This is a genomic window from Actinomadura barringtoniae (assembly GCF_017573505.1).
GTDB lineage: Bacteria > Actinomycetota > Actinomycetes > Streptosporangiales > Streptosporangiaceae > Spirillospora > Spirillospora barringtoniae.
Map to the genome: position 1 here is coordinate 87,273 of NZ_JAGEOJ010000016.1, position 25,114 is coordinate 112,386.

Genomic DNA, 25,114 nt, shown 5'->3' on the forward strand with positions numbered 1-25,114 from the left:
CGGCGTCTAGTCCCCGGATAGCTGGGCGTAGCCGGGGCCTCGGTCGAAGAACGGCGCGGGGCCTCGTTGCCTGCGCAGGTGGGCTCGCAGGGTCGCGGTGGAGTGCTCGTCGGCCTCGCCGTTGGTGATGAGGACGCCGTAGTCGTGGCGCGCGCCTTCCAGGGAGACCTTGCCGTCGCGGACGTCGGCGGCCACGGCCGCCGGATCGCGCTCGTACGGGTCGCCCCAGCCGCCGCCTCCGGTCGTACGGATCCGGATGACCTGCCCTGCTCGGACGGGATGGTCGTCCACCAGGCCTTCCATGGGGACGCCGTCGATCTCCACGCGGAACGGCCGGCCCGCGGCGCCGCCGTTCACGCCCCAGCACGACAGGATCGAACGGTCGGCGATGGACATGTAGCTGGCGTCGCGCAGCATGCGGATGTGCTTGTCGTAGCCGAGGCCGCCGCGATGCTGCCCGGGCCCGCCGGAGTCGGTGGCGAGGCCGAGCCGTTCGACCAGGAAGGGCCAGCGGGCCTCGGCGAACTCGGCGGGGATGTTGCGCGAGTCCGGCACGACGTGGATCGTGTCCTCCCCGTCGGCGTAGTAGCGGCCGCCCGAGCCGCCGCCGAGGACCTCGCGCATGAGGTACGGGCCCCGGTCGTCCTCGCCGTAGACGCCGGTGTAGCGGATCGTCTCCTGGTCGGCGGGCATCCGGCCGCCCGTGGCCTTGGCGAGCACGCCCGCGAGGACGCCCAGCAGCCGCAGGATCACGAACGTGCGGGCGTTGGTCGGCGCCGGGAAGACCGGCGTGAGAAGGGTCCCCTTGGGCGGGAAGCGCATCTCGATGAGCGGGACGACGCCCTCGTTCACGTCGAGCTCGGCGGCGCGTTCGGGGGTGTCGGCCAGGTTGCGCAGGATCGGCGCGAGCCACTTCTTGAGGAACACGCCGTCGGAGTAGTCGCCCGCGTGGTTGATCGGCCCCTTGGCCTGGGGTGACGTACCGGTGAAGTCGATGACCAGCGGCGTCGGTGCGGTGTCGTCGACCGTGAGGGTGATGCGCTGGGCGTGCAGGCGGGGCGGGTCCACGCCGTCGTGCTCGGCGTAGTCCTCCCACGTGTAGGTGCCGTTGGGGATCTTGGCGAGCAGCTCGCGGCGGAACGTCTCGGTGGTGTTGTCGATGATGGCGTCGAAGCAGGCCTCGACGGCGGCGCGGCCGTAGCGGTCGAAGAGCTCGCCCAGGCGGCGCGCACCCATGAGGCAGGCCGAGCATTCGGCGTCCAGGTCGCCCGCGAGGGAGTCGGGCATGCGGGAGTTGCGGGTCATGATGCGCAGCGCCGCCTCGTTCGGCACGCCCTGGTCCCACAGCTTGATGGGCGGCACCATGAGGCCTTCCTCGAAGGCGCTGCGGGCGTGGCTGGGCATCGAGCCGGGCACCGCGCCGCCGATGTCGTCGTGGTGGCCGAACGCCTGCACGAACGCGACGACCTCGCCGCCGTGGAAGACCGGCACCGTGACGCACAGGTCGGGCAGATGGCCGATGCCGCCCTCGGAGAGGTAGACGTCGTTGTGGAAGAACACGTCGCCCGGCTTCATCCGCGCGAGCGGAAAGTCGCGGGCGACCGGCTGGACGAGCGCGGAGTAGGAACGGCCGGTCAGCTTGCGCAGGCGCCGGTCGTGGATGCCCGCCCGGAAGTCGTGCGCGTCCCGGATCATGGGTGAACGGGCCGTACGGGCGATCGCGGTCTCGACCTCGCGTTCGACCGAGGCGAGAGTGCCTTCGACGATCTCCAGCAGGATCGGATCCACGCGCGGGTCGGTCGGGTCGGTCGGGCCGGTCGGATCGGTCGGGCCGGTCATCGGGTCACCACCAGGTTGCCGTGCGGGTCGACCAGAGCGTGGAAGCCGGGGTGGAGCGGGAGGGTCGAGCCGAACTCCTCGATGACGGCCGGACCGGCGATGGTCTGCCCGACGTGCAGGTCCGCTCGTTGAAATACGGGAACGTCGGACCAGTCGTCGTAGAAGACTCTGCGAGTACCTGATGGCTTGGCCTGGCCGGGGACGGGCGCTCGTTCGCGTAGTTCCGGGCTGGTGATGGGGCCGATGCCGGAGACGCGGGCGTTGACCCACTCGACGGGATGGCGATCGGGGTCGTCGCGATAGCAGTAGCCGTAGAGGGCCTCGTGCGCGTCGTGGAAGGCGGCGACGACCGTCTTCTGGAACGTCTCGTCCAGCGGCCCGGCGGGTGCGGCGACGCGGACCTCGAACGCCTGGCCGTAGTAGCGCAGGTCGGCCGAGCGGACGTAGGTGTGCCGTTCGGCCGGGAAGCCCTCGCGGTCCAGTGCGGCGGCGGCCTGGGCCTCCAGGCCGGCGTAGGTCTCGTCCAGCGCGGCCAGGTCGAGCTCGGCGTCGCGGGCCACGCGGGTGCGGACGTAGTCGTTCTTCACGTCCACCGTCAGCAGCCCGAACGCCGACAGGTTTCCGGGGTTCTCGGGGATGACGGCCGACGGCAGCCCGAGGACGTCCAGGAGGCGGCAGGCCAGCAGCGGGCCTGAGCCGCCGAACGCCACCAGCGGGTAGTCGCGCACGTCCAGGCCGCGCTTGACGGTGATCTGGCGGATGGCGTTGGCCTGGTTCCACGCCGAGATCTCCAGGATGCCGGTCGCGGTCCGCTCGGGCGTCAGGCCGAGCTCGGCGGCCAGCGCCGCCAGGCCCTCGCGTGCCGCCGCCACGTTCAGCGGGATCTCGCCGCCGAGCAGGTGCGGCGGGATGCGGCCGAGCGCGGCGTGCGCGTCGGTGACGGTGACCTCGGTGCCGCCGCGGCCGTAGCAGAGCGGCCCGGGGTCGGCGCCGGCGCTGCGCGGCCCGACCTTCATCGTGCCCTCCGGGGAGAGCCAGGCGACCGAGCCGCCGCCCGCGCCGACCGTAACGATGTCGATCATGGGGATCTTGACCGGGTGGCGGCCGATCGAGCCCTCGGTGGTGAGGGTCGGCTCGCCGTCCAGCACGACCGCGACGTCGGTGGAGGTGCCGCCGCCGTCCAGCGTGATGACCGAGCCCTGGCCGCTCGCGCGGGTGACGAACGCGGCGCCGAGCGCCCCTGCCGCCGGGCCCGACAGGACCGTGGTGATGGGCTGGTGAACGACCTCCTCGGCCGACAGGACCCCGCCGTTGCTCTTCATGACGTGCAGCCGGGACGGCAGGCGTTCGGCGATCCGCCGGATGTAGCGCGTCATCGCGGGCTTCACCGCCGCGTCCACGAGCGTGGTCACCGAACGCTCGTACTCCCGGTACTCGCGCAGCACCTCGCACGACAGGGACACCACGGCCTCGGGATGCTCGCGCCGCAGCACCTCGCGCATCGCCAGCTCGTGCGCGGGCTCGGCATAGGAGTGCAGGAAGCAGACCCCGATCGCCTTGATGCCCTGCGCGCGGAACCAGCGGGCCGCCGCCACCGCCGAGTCCTCGTCGAACGGGCGCAGCTCGTTCCCCAGATGGTCGAGGCGCCCGCCGACCGTCCGGACCCGCTGGACCGGCACGATTCGTGGCGGTTTGACCCAGAAGTAGCTGTTCCCGTAGCCGTCGGGCACGCTCTGCCGGGCGATCTCCAGCACGAACTCGAAGCCCTCGGTCGTGATGAAGCCCAGGTCGTCCAGGCGGTCCTCGAGCAGCTGGTTGGTCGCCACCGTCGTCCCGTGCGCCACAGCGCTCACCGCCTCGCGCGCCGCGCCGGCCAGGGCGAGGACCTTGTCCACGGCCGCCGCGAAGCCCTCGGCCGGATCCGCCGGGGTGGAGGGCGTCTTGGTGGTGACGACCGCGCCGGTGTCCTCGTCGAGCGCGACCACGTCGGTGAACGTGCCGCCGGTGTCGATGCCAATGCGGAGCATGACACTTCTTTACCGGCGGCGGAACGCCCGGTACACCGTCGCATCCTGCCAACGGGGAGCCGCTTCTTTGGCGAGTCCGGCTGCGGCTACCCTGAACGGCGTCCGAAGAAACGACCCACGACGACTCTTTCAGGAGCCCGGCAATGGCGCTTGAACGGCCCGAGATCGACTTCCCCGAGGGGACCCCGCCCCAGTACCTGGACATCACCGACATCAGCGTCGGCGACGGCCCGGAGGCCACCAAGGGCTCCACCGTCTCCGTGCACTACGTCGGGGTCTCGTTCTCGACCGGCGAGGAGTTCGACGCCTCCTGGAACCGCGGCAGTGCCTTCGACTTCCCGCTCGGTGGCGGCCGCGTCATCAAGGGCTGGGACATGGGCGTCGAGGGCATGAAGGTCGGCGGCCGGCGCAAGCTGGTCATCCCGCCGCACCTGGCCTACGGCGACCGCAGCCCGAGCCCGGCCATCAAGCCCGGCGAGACGCTCATCTTCGTGGTGGACCTGCTCGGCGTCAGCTAGCCCGGCCCGCACACGAGCGCGCTACCTGAGCGGGCGACGAGCCGAAGGCGATGTCGCCCGCTCAGACGGCGAAGCCGTGTCGCGCTCGTCGCTTGTGTGGTTCGGGCACGAGCCGCCAGGCGAGGGCACGAGGCCACGGAAGCCTTAAATAGAGCGGGCAAGCGGAGGCAAAATCTCCCTCCGCTTGCCCGCCGTCGCCGTTTCCGGGACCGTGCCCGTCGGTATCAGCCCCTCATGATCCAGGCGCGGGGGCTGACCAAGAAGTACGGGTCTAAGGTCGCTGTCGACCATGCCGACTTCGCGGTGCAGTCGGGCCACGTGACGGGCTTCCTCGGCCCGAACGGCGCCGGCAAGTCCACCACCATGCGCATGATCCTCGGTCTGGACCACCCGACCGCGGGCGACGTCACGGTGAACGGCAAGCACTACCGCGAGCTCGGCGCGCCGCTGCACGAGGTCGGGGCGCTGCTGGACGCCAAGGCGATCCACGGCGGGCGCAGCGCGTACAACCACCTGCTCTGCCTCGCCAAGAGCAACGGGATCGCCAAGCGCCGCGTGGACGAGGTCCTCGGCCTGGTCGGCCTGCAGTCGGTGGCCAAGAAGCCGTCCAAGGGCTTCTCGCTGGGCATGGGGCAGCGGCTCGGCATCGCGGGCGCGCTGCTCGGCGACCCGGGCGTGCTGATGTTCGACGAGCCGGTGAACGGGCTCGACCCCGAGGGCATCCTCTGGATCCGCAACCTGATGAAGCAGCTGGCCAAGGAGGGCCGGACGGTCTTCGTCTCCAGCCACCTGATGTCGGAGATGGCCCTCACCGCCGACCATCTCGTGGTGATCGGGCGCGGCAAGATCCTCGCCGACACCGGCATGCAGGAGTTCATCGACACCAACGCCACCAGCCACGTGCGGGTGCGGTCGCCGCAGCTCGCCGAGCTCGGCCCGCTGCTGGCGCGGCAGGGCTGGCGGGTCGAGGTCGAGGGCGACGAGTCGCTGCGCGTGTACGGGCCGCGCACCGCCCAGGTCGGCGACGTGGCCGGCGACAACAAGATCCGGCTGCACGAGCTGACCGCCGTCCAGCCGTCGCTGGAAGAGGCGTTCATGCAGCTCACCGGCGACACCGTCGAGTACCACGCGGGCATTCCCGGGGGCGCGCCCGCGGCCGGCGTGACCGCCGACCAGGTGCCCGCCGCGACGCCGGACGGCTCCTGGGTCTCCGCCCCGCCGCCGCCCGGAGCCGCACCGCCGCCGCCCGGAGCCGCACCGCCGCCGCCCGGCGTTCAGGGCGGACCGAACGGAGGGCAGGGATGACCACGGCCACCACCACCGCGCCGCCGGCCGCGGGGAAGGCGCCGCGCGCCTCGTTCGGCAACGTGCTCCGCTCCGAGTGGACCAAGATCCTCACGGTCCGGTCCACGTTCTGGACGCTGCTCGCCGCGATCGTCGTCACGATCGGGCTGAGCCTGCTGCTGGCCTGGGCGTTCACCTCGTCCTACGACCAGATGAAGCCGTCGGACCGGGCCCAGTTCGACCCGGCCTCGTTCGGCATGGTGGGCATCAACTTCGGCATGGTCGCGTTCGGCGTGCTGGGCGTGCTGGTCATCACCGCCGAGTACGCCACCGGCATGATCCGCACCTCGCTCACCGCCGTGCCGCGCCGGGGTCAGTACCTGGTCGCCAAGACCCTGGTGCTCGGCGTGGTCACGCTGATCATCGGCCAGATCGCCTCGTTCGCCTCGTTCCTGCTCAGCCAGCTGATCTTCAAGAGCAAGGGCATCAACGCCTCGCTCGCCGACGACGGGATGCTGCGCGCGGTGATCGGCGGCGGCCTCTACCTGACCGTGATCGCCCTGCTCGCGCTCGGCATCGGCACGCTGCTGAGGCACACCGCGGGCTCGGTCACGGTCGTGCTCGGCCTGCTGTTCGTGCTGCCGATCATCGGCTCGTTCCTGCCCGGCGGGTGGGGCAACACGCTGAGCAAGTTCCTGCCGTCCAACGCGGGCGGCGCGATCATGGCGACCAGACCGTCCGACAGCAGCCTCGCGCCCTGGACGGGCTTCGGGGTGTTCGTGCTCTACGCGGTCATCGTCCTCGGCGTCGCGCTGTTCTTCTTCCAGAAGCGGGACGCGTGAACCCTGCCCGCGTTCCAGCCGCACTCGGGCGGGCCGGTTTCGGCCTGCTCGCGCTGGCGAGCGTCGCGACCTGCCTCGCGGCCCGCCGGTCATGCTCGGACGTGGTCGACTTCTTCAGCTACTTCACCTTCCTCAGCAACCTGCTCGGCGGCCTGGTCCTGATCGCCAGCACCGTGCCCGGCCTGCGCGGCCGGCGCTGGCTGGAGTCGGCGCGCGGGGCCGCCGCGCTCTACCTGGTGATCACCGGGCTGGTGTACGCGCTGGTCCTCGGCGGCGCGGCCACGCACTGGACGGGCTGGGTCCAGCACCGGATCATGCCCGTGGCGGCGCCGCTGGACTGGCTGCTGTTCGCCCCGGCCGTACGCCTGCCCACCTGGCGCACGCTGGGCGTCTGGCTCGTCTTCCCGATCACCTATCTGGGCTACACGCTGGTCCACGGCGCGCTCACCGACTGGTACCCGTACCCGTTCCTGGACCCGGCCCGGCACGGCTGGCGCGTGGTCACCATCTACGCGATCGGCATCGCCGCCTACTTCGTGGTGATCGCCACGATCCTGCTGGTCTGGGCCGACCTGAACGACCGCTTCCGCACCCGTACGACCCGTCCGCGCCGCCAGGTCGCCTGGAGCCCGGAGACGTCCAAGGCCTACGAACAGGCCTAGGAACAGGCCTAGGAACGCCGCCTGCCCAGCACGTACCCCAGCGCCACCCCCGCCAGCGCCACCGCGCCGCCCAGCACGAACGCCGCCGAAGCCCCCTCGACCGCCACCCGCCTCCGTTCAGGCGCAGCAAAGACCTGCCCCACCTCAGCCGGAGCCGGAACGCCCGGAGCCGCTTCACCTGCCGCCACCGGCTCGGTCAACGCCCGTTCCACAGCCGCGAAGAACTCGCCCGCCGTCTTCTTGGCCACGCCGCCCAGCATCCGCTGCCCGACCCCGCCGATCATCCCGCCCACGGTGGCGTCGGCGTCGTAGTCGACCCTGGTCCCGCCGTCCCCCTCGCCCTCCGACAGCCGCACCAGCACCGTCGCGTCCACGGTCCCCGGCGCCCCCTGCCCCTTGGCGCGCAGCACGAACGACCGCGGCGGATCGGGCTCGGCCAGCTCGACCTCCCCCACGTACATCCCGCGGATCGACGCCACCCCGGCGGAGATCGTCATCTTGTAGGTGTCGCTCCCCGTGGCCTCCAGCGAGTGGCAGCCCGGAATCGTACGGGCCAGCACCGCCGGATCCTGCAGCGCGTCCCAGACGCGCGAGAGCGGAGCGGCGACCCTGGCACTCCCGGTGACCTTCATCTGAACCCTCCGACGTGACCCCGCCCCGCATCCGGACATCCGCAGAATGTCACACGGTGATGGCATGGTTGAGAACTGTGACTACTGGTGTGAAGCGGGCGTTCAAGTACCGCTTCTATCCGACCGCCACGCAGGCGGCCGAGCTCTCGCGTACGTTCGGGTGCGTTCGCAAGGTCTACAACATGGCGCTGGCGGCTCGCACCGAGGCATGGAATCAGCGGCGGGAACGGGTCGGCTACAACGCGGCGTCGGCGATGCTGACGGCGTGGAAGCAGACCGAGGAGATGACCTTCCTCAACCAGGTCTCCAGCGTGCCACTGCAGCAGTGCCTGAGGCATCTGCAGGCTGCCTTCACCGCATTCTTCGCCAAGCGGGCCGGCTACCCGCGCTTCAAGTCCAAGAAGCGGTCCCGCAGGAGCGCCGAGTACACCGGCTCGGCGTTCCGCTTCCGCGACGGGCAGCTGACCCTGGCCGAGATGAACCAACCGTTGAACGTCGTCTGGTCCAGGCCACTTCCCATGGGGGCCAAGCCGTCCACAGTGACCGTGTCGCACGACAGCGCGGGCCGCTGGTTCGTGTCGCTGCTGGTGCAGGACCCGTCGGTACGGCCGCTGCCGACCGCCGATGCGGCGGTCGGGGTCGACATGGGCCTGGATCATCTGCTGACCCTGTCGACCGGGGAAAAGATCGTCAATCCCCGGCATGACCGCGCCGATCACGCCCGGCTGGCCAGGGCCCAGCCCGAGCTGTCGCGCACGACCCCAGGTGAGGGCGCCAACCGGGCCAAAGCACGTCGCAGGGTTGCACGCATCGAGTCTCGGATCGCCGACCGGCGCCGGGACCATCTGCACAAGATCACCACTCGACTCGTTCGTGAGAACCAAACGATCGTGATCGAGGACCTGGCCGTTCGGAACATGATGCGCAACGGCACGCTCGCCCGCGCCATCAGCGACGCGGCGTGGGCGCAGTTCCGCAGCCTGCTGGAGTACAAGGCCGCCTGGTATGGCCGCAAAGTGATCGCGGTCGACCGCTGGTTTCCCTCCTCCAAGCTGTGCTCGGCGTGCGGCGCTCTGCAGGGCAGCATGCCGTTGCACATCCGTTCGTGGACGTGTAGGTGCGGCGCCACCCATGACCGCGACGTGAACGCGGCAAGGAATCTGCTGGCGGCCGGACGGGCCGTGACAGCCTGTGGAGACGGTGTAAGACCCCAACGGAGCACTCCGGGCGGGCAGTCGTCGGCGAAGCAGGAAAGCCCAGCCCGCGAGAGCTGGGGACTCGTCCTACAGGGAGGGATGACGTCAAGTGCTGACTCTAGGGAACCGAGGGGCCACGCCGAAGGGCAACTTGTGCCGAGTGCGCGGGCGGGCGCCGAACATGATCTGATATGTCCTTCAGAACGTCGACGGGACGGGGGAACGGCGGATGCGAGGGAAGGTGCCCTTGGTCGCCACGCTGGTGGCGGGCGTGCTCGGCGTGGGTGCGGGGGCGTGGCCCTCGGTACGCGCTCAGGCGGGTGACGACAAGGGCCCCTCGATGCGCGCTCAGCTCAGCACCGTGCTGGCCGACCAGCAGTGGGACGCGCCCAAGCCCGGCACGTGGAAGCCGCCGCAGCCCTCCACCGACGGCCTGCCGCCGGTGATCAGCAAGATCGACACCACGGACAAGGTGGTCTTCCTGACCATCGACGACGGCTACACCTACGACGCCGAGTTCGTGAACCTGGTCCGCCGCGAGAAGGTGCCGATCCTGACGTTCCTGACCTCGCGCTACATCCGGGGCGAGGGGCAGTACTTCTGGGCGATGCGCAACGCCGGGTCGCAGATGGAGAACCACACCGTCAGCCACCCCGACATGAAGACCCTGAGCCCGGAGATGCAGAAGAAGGAGATCTGCGACTCCCAGGAGGCCATCACCAAGCAGTACGGCCGCCGCCCGGAGATCTTCCGGCCCCCGTTCGGCAGCTACAACACCGCCACCCGCCAGGTCGCCAAGGAATGCGGGATCAAGTCGATCCTGGTCTGGACGGCCGAGTTCTACAACGGCACCACAGGCCCCGGCGTCGGCTTCAACGGCTTCGCGCGCGGCGACGGCGCCGGCAAGGGCTTCAAGCCCGGCGACATCATCCTGATGCACTACCGGACGGGCCTCGCCGGGCAGTTCCAGACCATGCTCGGCTGGATCAGGCAACAGGGATTCCGCCCCGCCGCCGTGCAGAACTACCTCCCCAAATCCCTCGGCGGCAACGCTCCCGGATAAACCCGGACGATTCCCGGATGCTCGGATCGATATTCGACCCCGCACTATCGTTCAGGCGCTGGCGGGGTTGAGGTCCCCCGCTCCCCGAGCAGCCCCGCTGGCTTCAATTGCTCCTGTGGTCCGGCCTCCTCGCCTTGCGGCTCGGAGGCCGGATCACAGGGGCGTGCGGGGCTGGGGCCTACCGCGGAAGGGTCCCTCATCAAGTGGAAGAGCTCCGACGGGGACAGGGGCATCTGGGCCACGGCGATGCCGGTGGCGTCTTCGATGGCCGAGGCTATGACGGCGGAGACGGGGATGACGCCGGCTTCTCCGGCGCCCTTGATGCCGAGCGGATTGAGCGGTGAGGGCGTTTCCAGGTGGGCGGTCTCGATTCTGGGGACCTCGGTGGCGTAGGGCATGAGGAAGTCCATGAACGAGGCGTTCAGCAGCTGGCCGGACTCGTCGTAGACCATGCGCTCGTAGAGGGCGCCGCCGATGCCCTGCGCGACGCCGCCGTGGATCTGGCCCTCGACGACCATCGGGTTGATGAGGCGGCCGCAGTCGTGCAGGACCGCGTAGCGCAGCACGGCGATCTCGGCGGTGTCGGGATCGACCTCGACGATCGCGGCGTGCATTCCGGCGGCGAACGTGGAGCGGATCGGCGAGTAGTAGTCGCGGCCCTCCAGGCCCGGTTCCTCGCCCTCGGCGACGGGCGGCCCGTCGGAGCCGCCCACGGCGAACTGGGTGGCGCGCGCGGCCTCCTCGTCGAAGGCGTACCGCAGCGGGTTGGACAGGACGGCGACCGTACGGAGCGGGACGGCTGAGGTCGGGTCGCCCTTCACGTGCACGACGCCGTCGGTGATGTCCAGGTCGCGCGGGTCGGCCTCCAGCGCCTCGGCGGCGATGCGCAGGGCCTTGTCGCGGACCTTGCGGCAGGCGAGTGCGATCGCGTTGCCGCTCATCACGGCGGCGCGGGAGGCGAACGTGCCGACCGCGTAGCCGAAGCGGCGGGTGTCACCGGTCGTGACCTGCACGTTCTCGATCGGGACGCCGAGCTCGGTGGCGGCGATCTGGGCGAACACGGTCTGGTGACCCTGCCCCTGCGAGGTGAGCCCGGTGGCGACGTGCACGCGGCCGGAGGTGTCGATCTCGACGTGCCCGCCCTCGTACGGGCCGACGCCGGTGCCCTCGACGTAGCAGCCGAGACCGATGCCGATCCGGCGCCCCGACGGCGCGGCCCGCGCGCGCCGGTCGGCGAAGCCGTCCCAGCCGATCAGCTCCTTCACCCGGCGCAGCAGTTCGGGGTAGTCGCCCGAGTCGTAGATCAGCGGACGGCCGTCCTGGAAGGTGAGCCCCTGGTCGTAGGGGAACTCGTCCGGCCCGATGAAGTTGGCCTCGCGCACGTCGGCGCGGTCGCGGCCGAGGTGGTCGGCGATGCGGTCCATCGTGCGTTCCATGCAGAACACGCCCTGCGGGCGGCCCGCGCCGCGGTACGGGGTGACGATGACGGTGTTGGTGTAGAGGCTGGTGACCTCCGCCCGGTAGGCGCCGATCTTGTACGGGCCGAGCAGCTGGGTGGAGGTGACGATCGGGATGATGATCCCGTACGGCATGTAGGCGCCGTGGTCGTGCAGGATCCGCACGTCCAGCCCGAGCACCCGGCCCTCGTCGTCGAACCCGACCCGCACGAACTGCGCCTGGCCGCGTTCGTGCGCGGCGGCGACGAAGTGCTCGCGCCGGTCCTCGGCCCACTTGACCTCCCGGTCCAGCAGCCGCGCGGCCCACGGCACCAGCACCTCCTCGGGCCACGGGTGAACGATCTTGACCCCGAACCCGCCGCCGACGTCGGGCGCGATCACCTCGACCTTGCCGGGCGCCAGCCCGAGCTTGGCCGCGATCGCCGCCCGCACGCTGGTGGACGCCTGCGTCGAGGAGTAGACCCGCAGCGACTCGTCGTCGGAGTCCCAGCGCGCGTAGACGCCCCGTCCCTCCAGCGGCATGGACGCGCTGCGCTCGATGTCGAGCCGGAACTCCAGCCGATGCGGCGCGTCGTCGATCGCGGCGCCCGCGTCGCCCGTCTCCTGAACGAGCACGGCGCCCACGTTCCCCGGCACGTCCTCGTGAACGAGGTTCTCGCCCGCCGCCGCGACCTCGATCCCGACCACCGCGGGCAGCACCTCGTAGTCGACCCGGATGCGTTCGACGACGTCCTCGGCCACGTACCGGTCGGTCGCGACCACCATCGCGACCGGCTCCCCCACGTGCCGGACGACCTCCTTGGCCAGCGGATATCCCGTTCGCCCGTGTGTCATCGAGGGATGCGGGATGAGCAGCGGCAGCGGCTCCCCGATCCGCCCCGGCAGGTCCTCCCACGTGTAGATCGCGACGAGCCCCTCGACGTCCAGGGCCTCGGTCACGTCGATGTCGGCGATCCTCGCGTGCGCGTGCGGCGACCGTACGAACGCCGCCGCGAGCGCCTCGTGCCCGAGGTCGTCCAGGAACCGCCCCTGCCCCATGAGCAGCCGCGGGTCCTCCCGCCGGGCGACGGGCTCACCGAACATCCGCGTGCTCATCAGGACTCCTCAGCCAGCAGGTCGGCGGCACGATGCACCGATTTGAGGATGTTCTGGTACCCGGTGCAACGGCAGAGATTGCCGGAAATGCCCTCCAGCACCTCGTCATCACTGGGCCGCGGGTTGTCCCTCAGCAAAGCCGTCACCGTGCACAGGAACCCCGGCGTACAGAACCCGCACTGCAGCCCATGGCACTCCTGAAAAGCCCGCTGCACAGGGGAAAGACCACCGTCTCCCAGCCCCTCCACGGTCGTGATCTCGTGCCCGTCCGCCGTGACCGCGAACATCAGGCACGACCGCACCGGTTCGCCGTCCATCAGCACGGTGCAGCAGCCGCACACCCCGTGCTCGCAGCCGACGTGCGTCCCGGTCAGCTTCAGATCGTGCCGCAGCAGGTCCGACAGCAGCCTCCGCGCAGGCACCTCCGCCCCCCGCGGCGTGCCGTTCACCGTCAGCCGGACCTCGAACGTCTCCTCCATCAGCGCGCCCCCTCCAGCACCCGTTCGGTCGCCGCACGCAGCGCGCGCTCGGTCAGCACCCCCACCAGATGCCGCCGGTAATCAGCAGTCGCATGAATGTCGCCCTCAGGCTCAACGCGCTCCCTGGCGTACGCCGCCGCGACCGACCAGTCCAGCGCCCCCGGCCCCGCCTGCGCCTCCTCGGCGGGCGCGGTCAGATCCAGCACCAACGGCCGAGTATCCACACTCAGATAACCCGCCCTCGCAGCCGTGACCCGAAGATCCTCATCCAGCTCGACGACCGCCGCGACCCCGGCCAGGGCATAGTCCCCATGCCGTCGCGCCGTCTCCACGAACGCAGCGCCGGCCCGCTCAGGCAAGGCCGGAAAGAACGCCTCCACCGCCACCTCATCGTGCTCAAGCGAAGACTCCAGCGGCCCCACGAAAAGCTCTTCAGCCGCCACAACCCGCCGCCCCCGCACCGACTCCGCCTCGACCCACCCGCCTAGCACAGCGAGCACAGCCGGCAGCTCAGCCGCCGGATCGGCGTGCGCCAGGCTCCCCACGACCGTCCCGCGATTCCGGATCACCGGATGCGCCACATGCCGAACGGCCTCGCGCAGCAGCTCTCCGGCCCCGACGTCCCGTTCGACCCGCGCATGCCGCGCCAGCGCGCCGACCCGCACGCCCGCGCCGCTCACCTCAACGGCATCAAGCCCCTCGATCCGGTTGATGTCGACCAGATGCGCAGGCGCGGCGAGCCGCATGTTGAGCAAGGGGATCAAACTCTGCCCGCCCGCCAGAACCTTGGCGTTCTCCTCTTCGGCGAGGATCCGCACGGCTTCGTGCAGCGTTCTAGGGGCGTGGTAACGAAAGGGGGGAGGTTTCACACTGCTCCTACTCCGTTGTAGGGGGCCGGACGGGGCCGCCGATCTCCTTTTCCTCGGGGGCGATCATGCCGGCGCCGGTGTCGCGGGGGCCGCGGGCACCTTGGACGGCGTTGAGGGTGTGGTAGCCGATCAGCAGGGCGATCGTGCCGAGCGCGATGCCCTGCAGTGGGAAGTCATCGGTGATCTTGAGGGTGACGTTACCGATGGCGAGGATGATGGCGGCGGCGACCGGGACCAGGTTGACGGGGTCGGCGAAGTCGACGCGGTTCTCGATCCAGATCTTGGCGCCCAGGAGGCCGATCATGCCGTAGAGGACGACGGTGATGCCGCCGAGGACGCCGCCGGGGGTGGCCGCCACGAGTGCGCCGAACTTGGGGCAGAGGCCGAAGAGGATCGCGACGACGGCGGCGACGTAGTAGGCGGCGGTCGAGTAGATGCGGGTGGCGGCCATGACGCCGATGTTCTCGGCGTAGGTGGTGGTGGGGGCGCCGCCGACGGCGCTGGCCAGCGCGGTGCCGACGCCGTCGGCGGCGATCGCACGGCCGAGCACGGGGTCCAGGTCGTCGCCGGTCATGGCGGAGACCGCTTTCACGTGCCCGGTGTTCTCGGCGATGAGCGCGATCACGGCGGGCAGGGCCAGGAGGATCGCGGACGTCTTGAAGTCGGGCGAGTGGAGGCTGGGGAAGCCGAACCAGTCGGCCGCCTTCACTCCGGTGAAGTTGACGCGGTGGTGGGAGATGGCCGTCGCCACGCAGTACGGGCCCTCGCTCGTGCAGGGCTTGCCGCTGGAGTCCAGGAGGTTCTGGCCGGGGAGGACCGAGGTGATCTCACCGGCGGTCTTGTCCAGGATCCAGGAGAGCGCGAAGCCGAAGATCAGCGCTAGGAGGACGCTGATGCGGGCCCAGAAGCCTCGCAGCAGGACGGCGCAGAGGACCGCGAAGGTGAGGGTGAGGAGGGCTACCCACTGGTCTTGGGGCCAGTAGACGTCGGCCACGACCGGGGCGAGGTTGAAGCCGATCAGCATGACCACGGCGCCGGTGACCACGGGTGGGAAGACGGCGTGGATGACCGCCGGGCCCAGATAGTGGATCAGGAGGCCGATCGCCCCCAGGACCAGGCCTGAGACCAGGATGGCGCCGGTGACCTGGGCGGTGCTGCCGCCGTCGGCGCGGATCGCGGCCACCGCGCCGACGAACGAGGCGCTGGTGCCCAGGTAGCTGGGCACACGGCCGCCGACGATGAGCAGGAAGATGATCGTCGCGACGCCGGACATCATGATGGCCAGGTTCGGGTCCAGGCCCATCACGACGGGGAAGACGAAGGTCGCCCCGAACATCGCCACGACGTGCTGCGCGCCGATCCCGGCGGTGCGCGGCCACGACAGCCGTTCGTCCGGGCGCACCACCTCACCCGGCGGTGGCGTCTTCCCGTCACCATGGATCTTCCAGCCGACGGCCATCTGTACTCCCGGTTTCATCACCGGCCTGGGGCATCCCCACGCGTTCCGGAGAAGGATGCCCCAGCGAGGCGGGCGTTAAATCACACGGGTGTTAATTCCTGAAAGCTCCTCAGATTCCTCGCATCCGCAGAACGTGGAGCGCGAGGGTCAGGTTGAGGCGCAGGTGGGCGTCCTCGGTGAACGGGCCGAGCATCCGTTCCAGCTTCCCGATGCGGTAGCGCAGCGTGTTGTAGTGGAAGTGGAGGCGGCGCGCGGTCTCGGCCACGTTGAGGTTGGTCTCCAGCAGCACCTGCAGGGTCCGCCGCAGGTCCACCAGCTCGGCCTCGTCGTCGGCCGCGAGGTCGCCGAGGGTCTCCCGGACGAACGCGTGCAGCTCGGCGGGGTCGGAGACCAGGCTCAGCAGGCGGTAGACGCCGAGCTGGTCGAAGTGGGCGCGGGACCCCGCGCCGTGCAGCTGGCGGCCGACGCGGACGGCCTTGACCGCCTGCTCGTAGGCCTCGGGGAGCGCGGCGGGGGTGGCGACGGTGCGGCTGATGCCGGTGGAGAACGTGCGGCGCACGGCCAGGTGCTCGGCGAAGAGCGCGCCCGCCTCCTTGACCATGGTTTGGATCGGTCCAGCCGACAGTCCGGCCGAGTCGGCGCCGTCCTCGGCCCCGACCACCGCGACCACCTCGTGCGCGAAGCTGGCGACGGCGGCGCCGCGGTCGTGGCGCCGTACGACGGCCGTCCAGGCGGCGGCGAGCCGTTCCTGGGCGAGGCGTTCCTCGGTCCCGCGGGAGCTGCGGGCGGCGTCGGTCTCGGGGTGGGCGCCGTCGGGGTTGCGGGGCCGCCCGTCGAGCTCGGCGACGACGACCATGACGGGTCGGTCCAGGTCCCAGCCGAAGCCGGAGCAGTGCGCCACGACCCGGTCGTCGTCCCCGGCACGTCCGGCCAGGATGTCGCGCAGGAAGTCGGCGCGGTACTTGCTCTCGACCGCGGCGACGGCCTGCTGCTTGGTGACCACGAGCGCGGCCACGGTCGCGGCGCGTTCCAGGATGCCGAGGTCGGTCTCGCGGAGCGAGCCGTTCGGGCTGTACGCCACGATCCGGCCGTGGTCGAAGCCGCCCGCGACGACCGGCACGACCAGGTGGTCGCCGCCGGGTCCCTGGGTGACGGCCGCCCCAGGGGCGCTCGATGAGGGGTTGGCGGGTGAGGGGGTTCCGGCAGAGTGCGTTCCGGCAGAGTGCGTTCCGGCAGAGTGCGTTCCGCCCGAGGGGGTCCCGGCCGAGGGGCCGCCGGGGAGGTTCGGCGCGCCGGGCATGCCGAGGGCGCGCATGGCCTGGATGTGGGCCTCGGACCCGGCGCCGGCGAGCACGCGCTGCTCGCCGTCCAGCACGATGACCGCGACCTCCAGGAGCGTGGCGACCTCGTCGACGACCTCCTGGAGGCCGCCGCCGCACAGCACGATCTGCACGAGCGCCCGGTGCACCTCCTCGGTGCGCGCGAGCACGGCCGCCTGGCGGTTCAGGATGTCGGTGAGGACCTGGTTCAGGATGTCGTCGAAGCCGACGTCGTCGGGGAGCTGGATGAGGGGGAAGCCGCGCCGGTCGGCCTGCTCGATCATCTCGGGCGGCAGCGTCTCCAGGTAGCGGCCGAGCTTGATGGCGAGCGCCGCCAGGCCGCGCTCGTCGAGGTCGGCGACCAGGTTGTCCAGGGACTGGGGGGTATTGCGGAGGGGATAGCCGGTGGTCAGCAGCAGCTCGTTCGGTTTGACCCACGACAGGATGTCGGGGACCTCCATCACGTTCAGCCGCTGGACGATGCGCTCGAGACCGGAGCGACCGGCGATGAGGCGAGCGCCGTTCAGCGTCGACACCCCCAGGACCTCGCCGACCGACAGACCGTACGTCAGTGTTCCGGTGCTCGCGAGCCTCAGGGCCGGTGGGCCCGGGTCCGCAGTGGTGTAACTCATGCCAGGGGTCACCTCGCTTTTGGTGCGTACATCGCCCGATTAGGCGTGATCGCTACCACTTTGCGATCAACCCTGACAACAAACACGAAGGATGACAAGCAGTCTTGGCACCTTTCTCCATACGGCACTCGCCGTGGCCAGGTCTACGTTCTCGGCAGGGGCCGGGGCAGCTCCCTGAACTGCCACGTTCACCGGCCCATGGAGGACCCCGTGAGTGCCGTCGTGCGAGACCCGATCCCGCTGGCAGCCCGGCCGGGACGCCGGCCACCGGTGGCCGGCGCCGCCAGCCTCGCGCTCCGCCCGCTCATCGACTCGCAGCGCCGGACCGCCCGCGTGATCGCCGTCTTCCCGTCCGCGGTGTACCTGGAGCTGCGCGGCGCCGCCGAGCCCCGCGTGGTCGCGCTCGTGGCCTCGGACGCGGTACGGCTGCCGAACGCCGTCGTGGTCGTCGCCGCCAGCCGCGAGCGCCCGTTCCAGGCCGTACGCGAGGGCCTGGAGGCGCACGTCGGCGACGGGCGGATCGAGCTCGAGGGCATGCAGGTACGCGTCCGCAGATGGTGGGACCCCTCCCCCTCGCTCGGCACGCTGTCGCCGGGCGCGCTCGCGCGCGGCATCCGCGCGCTGGAGTCCGCGCTCGACACCGCGGGCGGCGTGACCGGCTGCGGCCTCGCCGGGCACCCCGACCCGCTGCTGCTCGCCGGGCACTGCGCCGCGGGCGAGCTGGCCGACGCCGTGGAGGCGGCCGAACGCATCGTCGGTCTCGGCCCCGGCCTCACGCCGTCGGGCGACGACATCCTCGCCGGGCTGCTGGTCTCGCTGCGCCTGGTCGGCGGGGCGGTACGGCAGGGCGGCACCGCCGTGTGGCTGGCGAGCTGGCTGGGCGCCGCCGTCACCGCCGACGCGAACACCCGCACGACCGCGCTGGCCGCGACGCTGCTGCACTGCGCCGCCGCCGGGCAGGCCGGCGCCGAGGTCGCGGGCGTGCTCCGCGCCGTCGCCGGCCACGAGTCGCCCGTCCCGGCCGCGCACCGGCTGCTCGCCGTGGGCCACACCTCCGGAGCCGACCTCGCCTGGGGCGTCCTCGCCGGCTGCCGCGCCACCCTCGCCTTGGCCAACGCGTCCGCGAGGGACAGGAGGGTCACTGCATGAGCCCGGAGAACGCTGCATGAGGAGTCCCGGGGCGGACTGGGTCGAGGTTCGCCGAGGGGCCTACCACGACTCGGTCACGCTGATGAGGGTGAGCCGCCGTCTCGCCGAGCGCGACGGGGTCGCCGAGGCGATGGCCGCGATGGCGACCGAGCTCAACGTCGAGGTGCTCGCCCGGATGGGCTTCGAGGTGCCGCGGGACGCGGGGCCGGGCGATCTGGTCGTGGCGGTGCGCGCCGACAGCGGGTCGCTGGACGAGGCGCGTTCCGATCTCGACGAGCTGCTGCGGCCGCAGCCCGTCGCGTCGGGCGGGGACCTGGGCGCGGCCGTCGCGCCGCGTACGACCGCCTCGGCGGCGCGCGGTGAGGACGCGGGGCTGGTGCTGCTGTCGGTGCCGGGGCCGAACGTGTTCCCCGAGGCGATGGACGCGCTGAACGCGGGCCGCAACGTGATGATCTTCAGCGACAACGTGCCGCTCGCCCAGGAGGTGGCGCTCAAGGAGGAGGCGGCGCGGCGCGGGCTGATCGTGCTCGGGCCGGACTGCGGAACGGCGGTGATCGGCGGGGCCGGGCTCGGCTTCGCCAATGCCGTCCAGCCGGGTCCCGTGGGCATGGTCGCCGCCTCCGGCACGGGCGCGCAGCAGCTCATGTGCCTGCTGGACGCCGCGGGCACCGGTGTCAGCCACGTGCTGGGCGTCGGCGGGCGCGACCTGTCGGCCGAGGTGAGCGGGCGTTCCACGCTGGCGGCGCTCGCCGCACTGGACGCCGACCCGGCGACCGAGCTCATCGTGATGGTGTCCAAGCCGCCCGCGCCCCGGGTCGCCGACCTGATCCGGGAGGCCGCGCGCCGCCTCGACACCCCGACCGTCTTCGCGCTGCCCGGCCCGGACGGCGACGACCTCACGCGCGCCGCCGAGCAGGCCCTCGCCAAGCTGGGCACGCCCGTTCCGCACTGGCCGGTCTGGCCTGCTCCCCCGCCGCCGCGCGGCTGCGCCCCCGCACTGCGCGGCCTCTTCGCGGGCGGCACGCTGCGCGACGAGGCCGAGGCGGTCGCGCGCGCCGTGCTGGGCTGGGAGGACGGCGTCGAGCACCGGTTCGTCGACCTCGGCGACGACGAGTACACGCGCGGCCGCGCCCACCCGATGATCGACCCGACGCTGCGGCTGGCCGCCCTCGCCGAGGAGGCCGCCGATCCCGCGTGCGGCGTGCTGCTGCTGGACGTCGTGCTCGGGTACGGCGCCGAGCCCGATCCGGCCGCCGCGCTCGCTCCCGCCATCGAGGCGGCGCTGAACGGCCGCGACGACCTGGCCGCGGTGGTCTCGCTGTGCGGAGCGGCCGCCGACCCCCAGGACCGCGACCGCCAGGCCGCCGCGCTGAACCGCGCGGGGGCGGCGGTCTTCGCCTCCAACGCCAGGGCCGCGGGCCACGCGGCCCGACTCGTGAAGGGGAAGGGATGAGCAGGCCTCCGCTCGGTGGGTTGCTGTCCGGCGAACCGAGGGTCATCGCGGCGGGCGTGGACGTCCTCGCCGACGCGCTGGCCCAGCAGGCGGTGCCGGTGGACCGGGTCGACTGGCGCCCGCCGCCGCCCGGCACCGAGGACGCGCTGGCCACGGTCCTCGGCGACCCGGCCCACGCCGAGGCGGACGCGCGCGCGACCGGCCGGATGCTCACCGCGCGCCCGCACCTGGTGGACGTACGGCCCGCGCACGAGGTCCTCGGCCTGCGTCCCGGCGATTTCCTGCACGCCGGACCGCCGCTGGACTTGGACCGCGCGTCCGGCCCGATGCGCGGCGCGCTCATCGGCGCGATGCTGCTGGAGGGGCTGGCCGAGACCCCCGAGGAGGCCGAGAAGGCGCTCGCACGCGGCGCCGCGACGCTGGAGCCGTGCCACCACCACGGCGCGGTCGGCCCGATGGCGGGCGTCGTCAGCCCGTCGATGTGGATGCTGGTCGTCGAGGACGCCGAGCACGGCGGCACCGCGTACTGCTCGCTGAACGAGGGGCTCGGCAAGGTCCTGCGGTACGGCGCGTACGGCCCCGAGGTGATCGAACGCCTCGGCTGGATGGGCGCGGTCCTCGGCCCCGCGCTCGCCGGGGCGGTGCGGCGGCACGGCCCGCTCGACCTCACCGCCGTCATGGCGCAGGCCCTGCAGATGGGCGACGAGCTGCACAACCGCAACCGGGCCGCGACCTCGCTCCTGCTCCGCGAGCTGGCCGCCGACCTGGTCGAGGCGGGCACCGAGGCCGGCACGGCGGGCGGGGCCGCCCAGGCGCTGCGCTTCGCGGCGGGCAACGACCACTTCTTCCTCAACTTCGCGATGGCCGCCGCCAAGTGCGCCACCGACGCCGCCCGCGGCGTCCCCGGATCGGGCCTGGTCGTGGCGATGGCCCGCAACGGCACCGACTTCGGCATCCAGGTGTCGGGCACCGGCGACCGCTGGTTCACCGGCCCGGCCGGGGTCCCCGACGGCCTCTACCTCGGCTCGTACGGGCCCGGCGACGCCAACCCCGACATCGGCGACTCGGCCATCACCGAGACCGCCGGCATGGGCGGGTTCGCGCTCGCCGCCGCCCCCGCGATCGTGCGGTTCGTCGGCGGCGAGGTGCCCGACGCGATCGCCGCCACCCGCCGGATGTACGAGATCACGATGGCCGAGCACCCGGCGCTGCAGATCCCGCTGCTGGGCTTCCGCGGCACCCCGGTCGGCATCGACGTCACCCGCGTGGTCCGCACCGGGATCCTGCCCGTCATCGACACCGGGATCGCGGGCCGGGAGGCCGGGACGGGCCAGGTCGGGGCCGGTCTGGTCGAGCCTCCTGGGGGAATCTTTACCGACGCGCTGCACGCCTTGGCCGAAAACGGCTGATCCCCGGGTACGTTCCCGGTGTGAACGAGTTGATCACCGGCGACCAGCACGCGATCGCCTCAGGCCCGTACCGCGCCGTCATCACCGAGGCGGGCGCCAGCCTGCGCGAGCTCACCCACGAGGACCGGCCGCTGATCCTGGCGCACCCCGAGGACGAGATCGCCCCGGCGGCGTTCGGCCAGCTGCTCATCCCCTGGCCCAACCGGATCGACCACGGCCGCTACACCTACGGCGGCAAGACCTACCAGCTCGACATCTCCGAGCCGAAGTTCGACTGCGCCATCCACGGGCTGGTGCGCTGGGCCCCCTGGGCGCTCGCCGAACTCCAGTCGAACCGGGTCCTGCTGACCGCGCGCCTCCTCGGCTCGGGCGGCTACCCGTTCCGGCTCGACCTGGAGGCCGAGTACACCCTCGACCCGGGCGAGGGCCTCACGGTCCGCCTGAGCGCGACCAACACCGGCCGCTCCCCCGCCCCGTACGGGCACGGCGCGCACCCCTACATCACCGTCGGCGAGGCGCTCGACGGCTGCACGCTCTCGATCCCCGGCGACCGCTACCTGGCCGTGAACGACCGCATGATCCCCGACGGCCCGCCCCGCAAGGTCGAGGGCTCCTCCCACGACTTCCGCGAGGCGCGCACGCTCGGCGACCTGAAGATCGACAACGCCTACACGGGCCTGTCCCGCGACGGCGACGGCCGCGCGTGGGTGCACCTGACCGGGGCGGCGCACACCACCTCGTTCTGGCTGGACGAGCGGCACCCGTGGCTGGAGATCTTCACCGCCGACACGATCCCCGCAGACCTGCGCCGCCAGGGCCTCGGCGTCGAGCCGATGACCTGCCCGCCGGACGCGTTCAACAGCGGCACCGACCTCATCGACCTCGCCCCGGGCGACCAGTTCAGCGGAACGTGGGGCATCAAGGCCGGCTGACCGCCTCCACGCCCGCGATATAGCGTTCGCTTCGGGATGTTCCGCGAGTCTGGGGGTTCGCCGTGGCCACGTACGCCTTCGACAACGCAGCCGAGCAGGCCGGCGGGCGGTTCGCCGCGCTGGAGGAGTGCTACGACCCGGTGAGCACGGCGCGCCTGGAGGCGCTCGGGGTCGGGCCGGGGTGGCGGTGCCTTGAGGTCGGCGGCGGTGGCGGTTCGATCGGACGCTGGCTGGCGGAACGGGCCGGGCCCGAGGGGCGGGTGCTGATCACCGACCTCGACCCGCGCTGGGTGCGGACCGGCGACGCCGAGGTGATCGTTCACGATCTGCGGACCGATCCGCTGCCGGAGAACGAGTTCGACCTCGTGCACGCCCGCCTGGTCCTGATCCATCTGCCCGAACGGCTCGCCGCACTGGACAAGCTCGTGCGGTCCCTGCGGCCGGGCGGCGTGCTGGCGCTGGACGAGTTCGACCTGCCGCTCGTCCAGGTGCTGAAGGCGCCCGACGAGGCCGCGGCCGCGCTGTTCACCAAGGTCCACGACGCGATGATCCGGGCGGTGCAGGGGCGCGGCGCCGACCCGATGTGGGGCAGCCACGCCTACGGCGCTCTCGTGGACGCCGGGCTCGGCGACGTGAGGTCCCTGACCTACGCCGAGTCGTGGACGGGCGGCTCCCCCGGCACAGACCTGCACCGGGTGAACGTCGAGCAGGTGCGGGCGCAGATGGACCAGGTCGACGACGCCGAGCTGGCCGCGTTCTGGGATCTGCTCAGGGATCCCGGTTTCGCCGTCGCCTCGTACCCCCTCATCACCACGTGGGGCCGCCGCGCGTAGGACTGAAAGACGAGGTCCCGTCCCGATCGCGCCGGTCGGGACGGGACTTCGTCTGGTTCAGAGGGTGCCAGGGGCGTCGGTCGAACGGAGGGCCTCGTTCGCCTCGCGCCGGAGGGCCCAGGCGTCGGCGACCGTGCCCACGTGGCCGAGCTTGTCGGGGTTGACCACGGCGCGGATGGCCTGGACCTGCCCGTCGAGGATCTCCAGGGCCAGCACGCTGACGACCTTGCCGTCCCGGGCACGGAAGATCGCGCCCGGCTCGCCGTTGGTCTCGTGCGGCTCGAAGACGGCGCCGATCGCGTCCATCTTCGTGACGAAGCCGACGAGCGTCCGGGACACGTTGCCGGAGCCGAAGACGGTGTTGGTGAGCGCCGGGGCCTTGCCGCCGCCGTCGCCGACCAGTTGCACGTCGGCGGCCAGCAACTCCTGGAGCGCGTCGACCTTGCCCTCCTTGAACGCGTCGAAGAACCGCCCGGCGAGCAGGTCGCGTTCGTGCCGGTCGGCCTCGAAGCGCGGGCGGCCGTCCTGCATGTGGCGGCGGGCCCGGACGGCGAGCTGGCGGCACGCGGCCTCCGAACGGCCCACCGCGGAGGCGACCTCGGGGAAGCCGAACCCGAACACCTCGCGCAGCACGAAGACGGCGCGTTCCAGCGGGGACAGGCGTTCGAGCAGCAGCAGCGCCGCCATCGACACCGAGTCGGCCAGCTCCGCCGAACGCTCGGGGTCCTCGTAGGGGTCGGCGAGCAGCGGCTCGGGGAACCACGGCCCGACGTACTCCTCGCGCCGCACCCGGGCCGACCGCAGCACGTCGATCGAGATGCGGGTGACGACGGCCGACAGGAACGCCTTGGTCGAGGTCGGCTTCGTCGGCGTCGCCTCGTACCGCAGCCAGGTGTCCTGCACCGCGTCCTCGGCCTCGCTCACGCTGCCGAGGAGGCGGTAGGCGATCGAGAACAGCAGCGGCCGCAGCTCTTCGAACTCCTCGACGCGGCTCATGCCAGCTCCGAGGCGAAGCCCTGGCGCCACGACGGGTAGTGCGGCTCCCAGCCGAGCTCCCGCTTGGCCTTGGCGTTGGAGAATCCACGCCCCTCGGTCATCATCACCACTGCCACCTTCCCGGCGAGCAGGCGGGCCAGCCACACCGGGACCTTCATCGGCTTCTTGGCGCCCGCGCTCTCGGCCAGGTACGGCAGCCACTGCGCGGCCGGTGCCGGCTCGTCGTCCACGATGTTGAACACCCCCTTGACCTGCTGTTCCACGGCCAGGACTGTAGCGCTCGCCGCGTCGTCCAGGTGCACCCAGGAGGTGTAACCCGCGCCACTGCCGACCAGCGGGAACTGCCGCTTGCGCACCAGCTCGACCTGGTCGTCGGTGGCGCCGGGCCCGTACAGGGCGCCGTAGCGCAGGGCCGTGCCGCCCGCCGCCAGCACGGCCTCCTCGAGGTGCCGGATCGCCTCCATGCCGGGGGCCGCTGACGTCCCGGGCAGCAGGTCGAGCGGGTCCTCCTCGGTCTTCACCCAGCCGCCCTCGCGGATGCCGTTCCAGCCCGCGTAGCTCTGCGCGACGAAGTTGGTCACCCCGGTCGCCGCGGCGGCGGCCAGCAGATGGTCGGTGCCCTCGGTGCGCAGCCGGTTGGTGACCGCGAACCAGCGGTCCATGTGCTTGATGTCGGGCTTCCCGGAGATCGCGGTCATCTGGTGGACGATCGCGTCGGGGTGAGCCGCGGCCACCGCCTCGCCGACCGACGCCGCGTCCAGCCCGTCCATCACGACGCCCTTGGCGCCCAGCCCGGTCAGCACGTCCAGCTTGGCGGCGCTCGTGGTCGTTGCCGTCACCTCGTGCCCGCGAGCGACCAGCTGCGGCACCAGCCGCCGTCCCAGCACCCCGGCCCCGCCCGCAACGAAAATCCGCATGACCCTCACACCTTCTCTGCCTGTGAATCTGTCTTCGTGCCCTGAGACGAGA

20 protein-coding genes and 1 pseudogene are annotated in these 25,114 nt (G+C 71.8%); 11 read left to right on the plus strand and 10 right to left on the minus strand.

What is annotated here, in order from left to right; all coding sequences use genetic code 11:
• Positions 1-6 precede the first annotated feature (6 nt).
• Together J4573_RS35205 and J4573_RS35210 are read right to left on the minus strand one after the other, a co-directional pair.
• Positions 7-1,839 (minus strand): hydantoinase B/oxoprolinase family protein, encoded by a 1,833-nt coding sequence (locus tag J4573_RS35205; protein WP_208260370.1) that lies wholly within the window; start codon positions 1,837-1,839, stop codon positions 7-9.
• Positions 1,836-3,866 carry a hydantoinase/oxoprolinase family protein gene (locus tag J4573_RS35210; protein WP_208260372.1) on the minus strand — a complete coding sequence of 677 codons (2,031 nt, stop codon included), beginning with the start codon at positions 3,864-3,866 and terminating at the stop codon, positions 1,836-1,838. Before J4573_RS35210 ends, J4573_RS35205 begins: the two co-directional genes overlap by 4 nt.
• A gap of 143 nt (positions 3,867-4,009) precedes the next feature.
• Here J4573_RS35210 and J4573_RS35215 point away from each other — a divergent pair, with 143 nt between their 5' ends.
• The 4 genes from J4573_RS35215 to J4573_RS35230 all read left to right on the plus strand — a co-directional run bounded on the left by J4573_RS35215 (position 4,010) and on the right by J4573_RS35230 (position 7,172).
• The gene (locus J4573_RS35215) at positions 4,010-4,384 is read left to right on the plus strand and encodes an FKBP-type peptidyl-prolyl cis-trans isomerase (protein WP_208260374.1); all 375 of its coding nucleotides are present in this window, start codon (positions 4,010-4,012) and stop codon (positions 4,382-4,384) included.
• 234 nt (positions 4,385-4,618) lie between these two features.
• Entirely contained in the window at positions 4,619-5,689 is a 1,071-nt protein-coding gene (locus J4573_RS35220; RefSeq protein ID WP_208260382.1) for an ATP-binding cassette domain-containing protein, read from the plus strand.
• Positions 5,686-6,510, plus strand: a complete 825-nt coding sequence (locus J4573_RS35225; RefSeq protein WP_208260383.1) for an ABC transporter permease — start codon at positions 5,686-5,688, stop codon at positions 6,508-6,510. The genes J4573_RS35220 and J4573_RS35225 overlap by 4 nt, the downstream gene beginning before the upstream one ends.
• Positions 6,507-7,172, plus strand: a complete 666-nt coding sequence (locus J4573_RS35230) for a Pr6Pr family membrane protein (RefSeq protein ID WP_208260385.1) — start codon at positions 6,507-6,509, stop codon at positions 7,170-7,172. The genes J4573_RS35225 and J4573_RS35230 overlap by 4 nt, the downstream gene beginning before the upstream one ends.
• An 8-nt stretch (positions 7,173-7,180) precedes the next feature.
• On the opposite strand, the gene J4573_RS35235 is transcribed toward J4573_RS35230, so the two are convergent.
• A complete protein-coding gene (locus J4573_RS35235) occupies positions 7,181-7,804 on the minus strand; it encodes an SRPBCC family protein (protein ID WP_208260386.1) in 624 nt (207 codons plus the stop codon).
• A 59-nt stretch (positions 7,805-7,863) separates the two neighbouring features.
• On the opposite strand from J4573_RS35235, the pseudogene J4573_RS35240 reads away from it, so the two are divergent.
• Both J4573_RS35240 and J4573_RS35245 read left to right on the plus strand, forming a co-directional pair.
• Positions 7,864-9,057: pseudogene (locus J4573_RS35240) on the plus strand (RNA-guided endonuclease InsQ/TnpB family protein); the annotation flags it as partial.
• 283 nt (positions 9,058-9,340) lie between these two features.
• On the plus strand, positions 9,341-10,063 hold the full coding sequence (locus tag J4573_RS35245; RefSeq protein WP_243774073.1) for a polysaccharide deacetylase family protein: 723 nt from the start codon (positions 9,341-9,343) through the stop codon (positions 10,061-10,063).
• A 44-nt stretch (positions 10,064-10,107) separates the two neighbouring features.
• On the opposite strand, the gene cutA is transcribed toward J4573_RS35245, so the two are convergent.
• The 5 genes from cutA to J4573_RS35270 all read right to left on the minus strand — a co-directional run bounded on the left by cutA (position 10,108) and on the right by J4573_RS35270 (position 17,373).
• The gene (gene cutA / locus J4573_RS35250; RefSeq protein WP_208260390.1) at positions 10,108-12,615 is read right to left on the minus strand and encodes an aerobic carbon-monoxide dehydrogenase large subunit; all 2,508 of its coding nucleotides are present in this window, start codon (positions 12,613-12,615) and stop codon (positions 10,108-10,110) included.
• Positions 12,615-13,094, minus strand: a complete 480-nt coding sequence (locus J4573_RS35255; protein WP_208260392.1) for a (2Fe-2S)-binding protein — start codon at positions 13,092-13,094, stop codon at positions 12,615-12,617. The genes cutA and J4573_RS35255 overlap by 1 nt, the downstream gene beginning before the upstream one ends.
• Positions 13,094-13,963: an FAD binding domain-containing protein gene (locus J4573_RS56340; RefSeq protein WP_208260393.1), complete on the minus strand. Its 870-nt coding sequence runs from the start codon at positions 13,961-13,963 to the stop codon at positions 13,094-13,096. The genes J4573_RS35255 and J4573_RS56340 overlap by 1 nt, the downstream gene beginning before the upstream one ends.
• Before the next feature lie 7 nt (positions 13,964-13,970).
• Positions 13,971-15,422 carry a uracil-xanthine permease family protein gene (locus J4573_RS35265; protein WP_208260395.1) on the minus strand — a complete coding sequence of 484 codons (1,452 nt, stop codon included), beginning with the start codon at positions 15,420-15,422 and terminating at the stop codon, positions 13,971-13,973.
• A 109-nt stretch (positions 15,423-15,531) separates the two neighbouring features.
• Positions 15,532-17,373: a PucR family transcriptional regulator gene (locus J4573_RS35270; protein WP_208260397.1), complete on the minus strand. Its 1,842-nt coding sequence runs from the start codon at positions 17,371-17,373 to the stop codon at positions 15,532-15,534.
• A gap of 210 nt (positions 17,374-17,583) precedes the next feature.
• Here J4573_RS35270 and J4573_RS35275 point away from each other — a divergent pair, with 210 nt between their 5' ends.
• The 5 genes from J4573_RS35275 to J4573_RS35295 all read left to right on the plus strand — a co-directional run bounded on the left by J4573_RS35275 (position 17,584) and on the right by J4573_RS35295 (position 23,149).
• Positions 17,584-18,522, plus strand: a complete 939-nt coding sequence (locus J4573_RS35275; RefSeq protein WP_307797150.1) for an oxamate carbamoyltransferase subunit AllH family protein — start codon at positions 17,584-17,586, stop codon at positions 18,520-18,522.
• 16 nt (positions 18,523-18,538) lie between these two features.
• Positions 18,539-19,975 carry an AllF/FdrA family protein gene (locus tag J4573_RS35280; RefSeq protein WP_208260401.1) on the plus strand — a complete coding sequence of 479 codons (1,437 nt, stop codon included), beginning with the start codon at positions 18,539-18,541 and terminating at the stop codon, positions 19,973-19,975.
• A complete protein-coding gene (locus J4573_RS35285) occupies positions 19,972-21,384 on the plus strand; it encodes a YlbE family protein (RefSeq protein WP_208260402.1) in 1,413 nt (470 codons plus the stop codon). The genes J4573_RS35280 and J4573_RS35285 overlap by 4 nt, the downstream gene beginning before the upstream one ends.
• Before the next feature lie 20 nt (positions 21,385-21,404).
• A complete protein-coding gene (locus J4573_RS35290) occupies positions 21,405-22,316 on the plus strand; it encodes an aldose 1-epimerase family protein (protein WP_208260404.1) in 912 nt (303 codons plus the stop codon).
• Positions 22,317-22,378: 62 nt separating this feature from the next.
• Positions 22,379-23,149, plus strand: a complete 771-nt coding sequence (locus J4573_RS35295; RefSeq protein WP_307797151.1) for a class I SAM-dependent methyltransferase — start codon at positions 22,379-22,381, stop codon at positions 23,147-23,149.
• Between the two features lie 57 nt (positions 23,150-23,206).
• On the opposite strand, the gene J4573_RS35300 is transcribed toward J4573_RS35295, so the two are convergent.
• Together J4573_RS35300 and J4573_RS35305 are read right to left on the minus strand one after the other, a co-directional pair.
• The gene (locus tag J4573_RS35300; protein ID WP_208260406.1) at positions 23,207-24,145 is read right to left on the minus strand and encodes an RNA polymerase sigma-70 factor; all 939 of its coding nucleotides are present in this window, start codon (positions 24,143-24,145) and stop codon (positions 23,207-23,209) included.
• Positions 24,142-25,062 (minus strand): NAD-dependent epimerase/dehydratase family protein, encoded by a 921-nt coding sequence (locus J4573_RS35305; protein WP_208260408.1) that lies wholly within the window; start codon positions 25,060-25,062, stop codon positions 24,142-24,144. The genes J4573_RS35300 and J4573_RS35305 overlap by 4 nt, the downstream gene beginning before the upstream one ends.
• Positions 25,063-25,114 lie beyond the last annotated feature (52 nt).

What these genes read in the sequence shown, in the direction of transcription:
- J4573_RS35215 (WP_208260374.1), top strand. Translation starts at nt 4,010, where the DNA reads ATGGCGCTTGAACGGCCCGAGATCGACTTCCCCGAGGGGACCCCGCCC.
- cutA (WP_208260390.1), bottom strand. Translation starts at nt 12,615, where the DNA reads ATGAGCACGCGGATGTTCGGTGAGCCCGTCGCCCGGCGGGAGGACCCG.
- J4573_RS35235 (WP_208260386.1), bottom strand. Translation starts at nt 7,804, where the DNA reads ATGAAGGTCACCGGGAGTGCCAGGGTCGCCGCTCCGCTCTCGCGCGTC.
- J4573_RS35245 (WP_243774073.1), top strand. Translation starts at nt 9,341, where the DNA reads ATGCGCGCTCAGCTCAGCACCGTGCTGGCCGACCAGCAGTGGGACGCG.
- J4573_RS35305 (WP_208260408.1), bottom strand. Translation starts at nt 25,062, where the DNA reads ATGCGGATTTTCGTTGCGGGCGGGGCCGGGGTGCTGGGACGGCGGCTG.
- J4573_RS35205 (WP_208260370.1), bottom strand. Translation starts at nt 1,839, where the DNA reads ATGACCGGCCCGACCGATCCGACCGGCCCGACCGACCCGACCGACCCG.
- J4573_RS35265 (WP_208260395.1), bottom strand. Translation starts at nt 15,422, where the DNA reads ATGGCCGTCGGCTGGAAGATCCATGGTGACGGGAAGACGCCACCGCCG.
- J4573_RS35255 (WP_208260392.1), bottom strand. Translation starts at nt 13,094, where the DNA reads ATGGAGGAGACGTTCGAGGTCCGGCTGACGGTGAACGGCACGCCGCGG.
- J4573_RS35300 (WP_208260406.1), bottom strand. Translation starts at nt 24,145, where the DNA reads ATGAGCCGCGTCGAGGAGTTCGAAGAGCTGCGGCCGCTGCTGTTCTCG.
- J4573_RS35225 (WP_208260383.1), top strand. Translation starts at nt 5,686, where the DNA reads ATGACCACGGCCACCACCACCGCGCCGCCGGCCGCGGGGAAGGCGCCG.
- J4573_RS35285 (WP_208260402.1), top strand. Translation starts at nt 19,972, where the DNA reads ATGAGCAGGCCTCCGCTCGGTGGGTTGCTGTCCGGCGAACCGAGGGTC.
- J4573_RS35210 (WP_208260372.1), bottom strand. Translation starts at nt 3,866, where the DNA reads ATGCTCCGCATTGGCATCGACACCGGCGGCACGTTCACCGACGTGGTC.
- J4573_RS35270 (WP_208260397.1), bottom strand. Translation starts at nt 17,373, where the DNA reads ATGAGTTACACCACTGCGGACCCGGGCCCACCGGCCCTGAGGCTCGCG.
- J4573_RS35280 (WP_208260401.1), top strand. Translation starts at nt 18,539, where the DNA reads ATGAGGAGTCCCGGGGCGGACTGGGTCGAGGTTCGCCGAGGGGCCTAC.
- J4573_RS35220 (WP_208260382.1), top strand. Translation starts at nt 4,619, where the DNA reads ATGATCCAGGCGCGGGGGCTGACCAAGAAGTACGGGTCTAAGGTCGCT.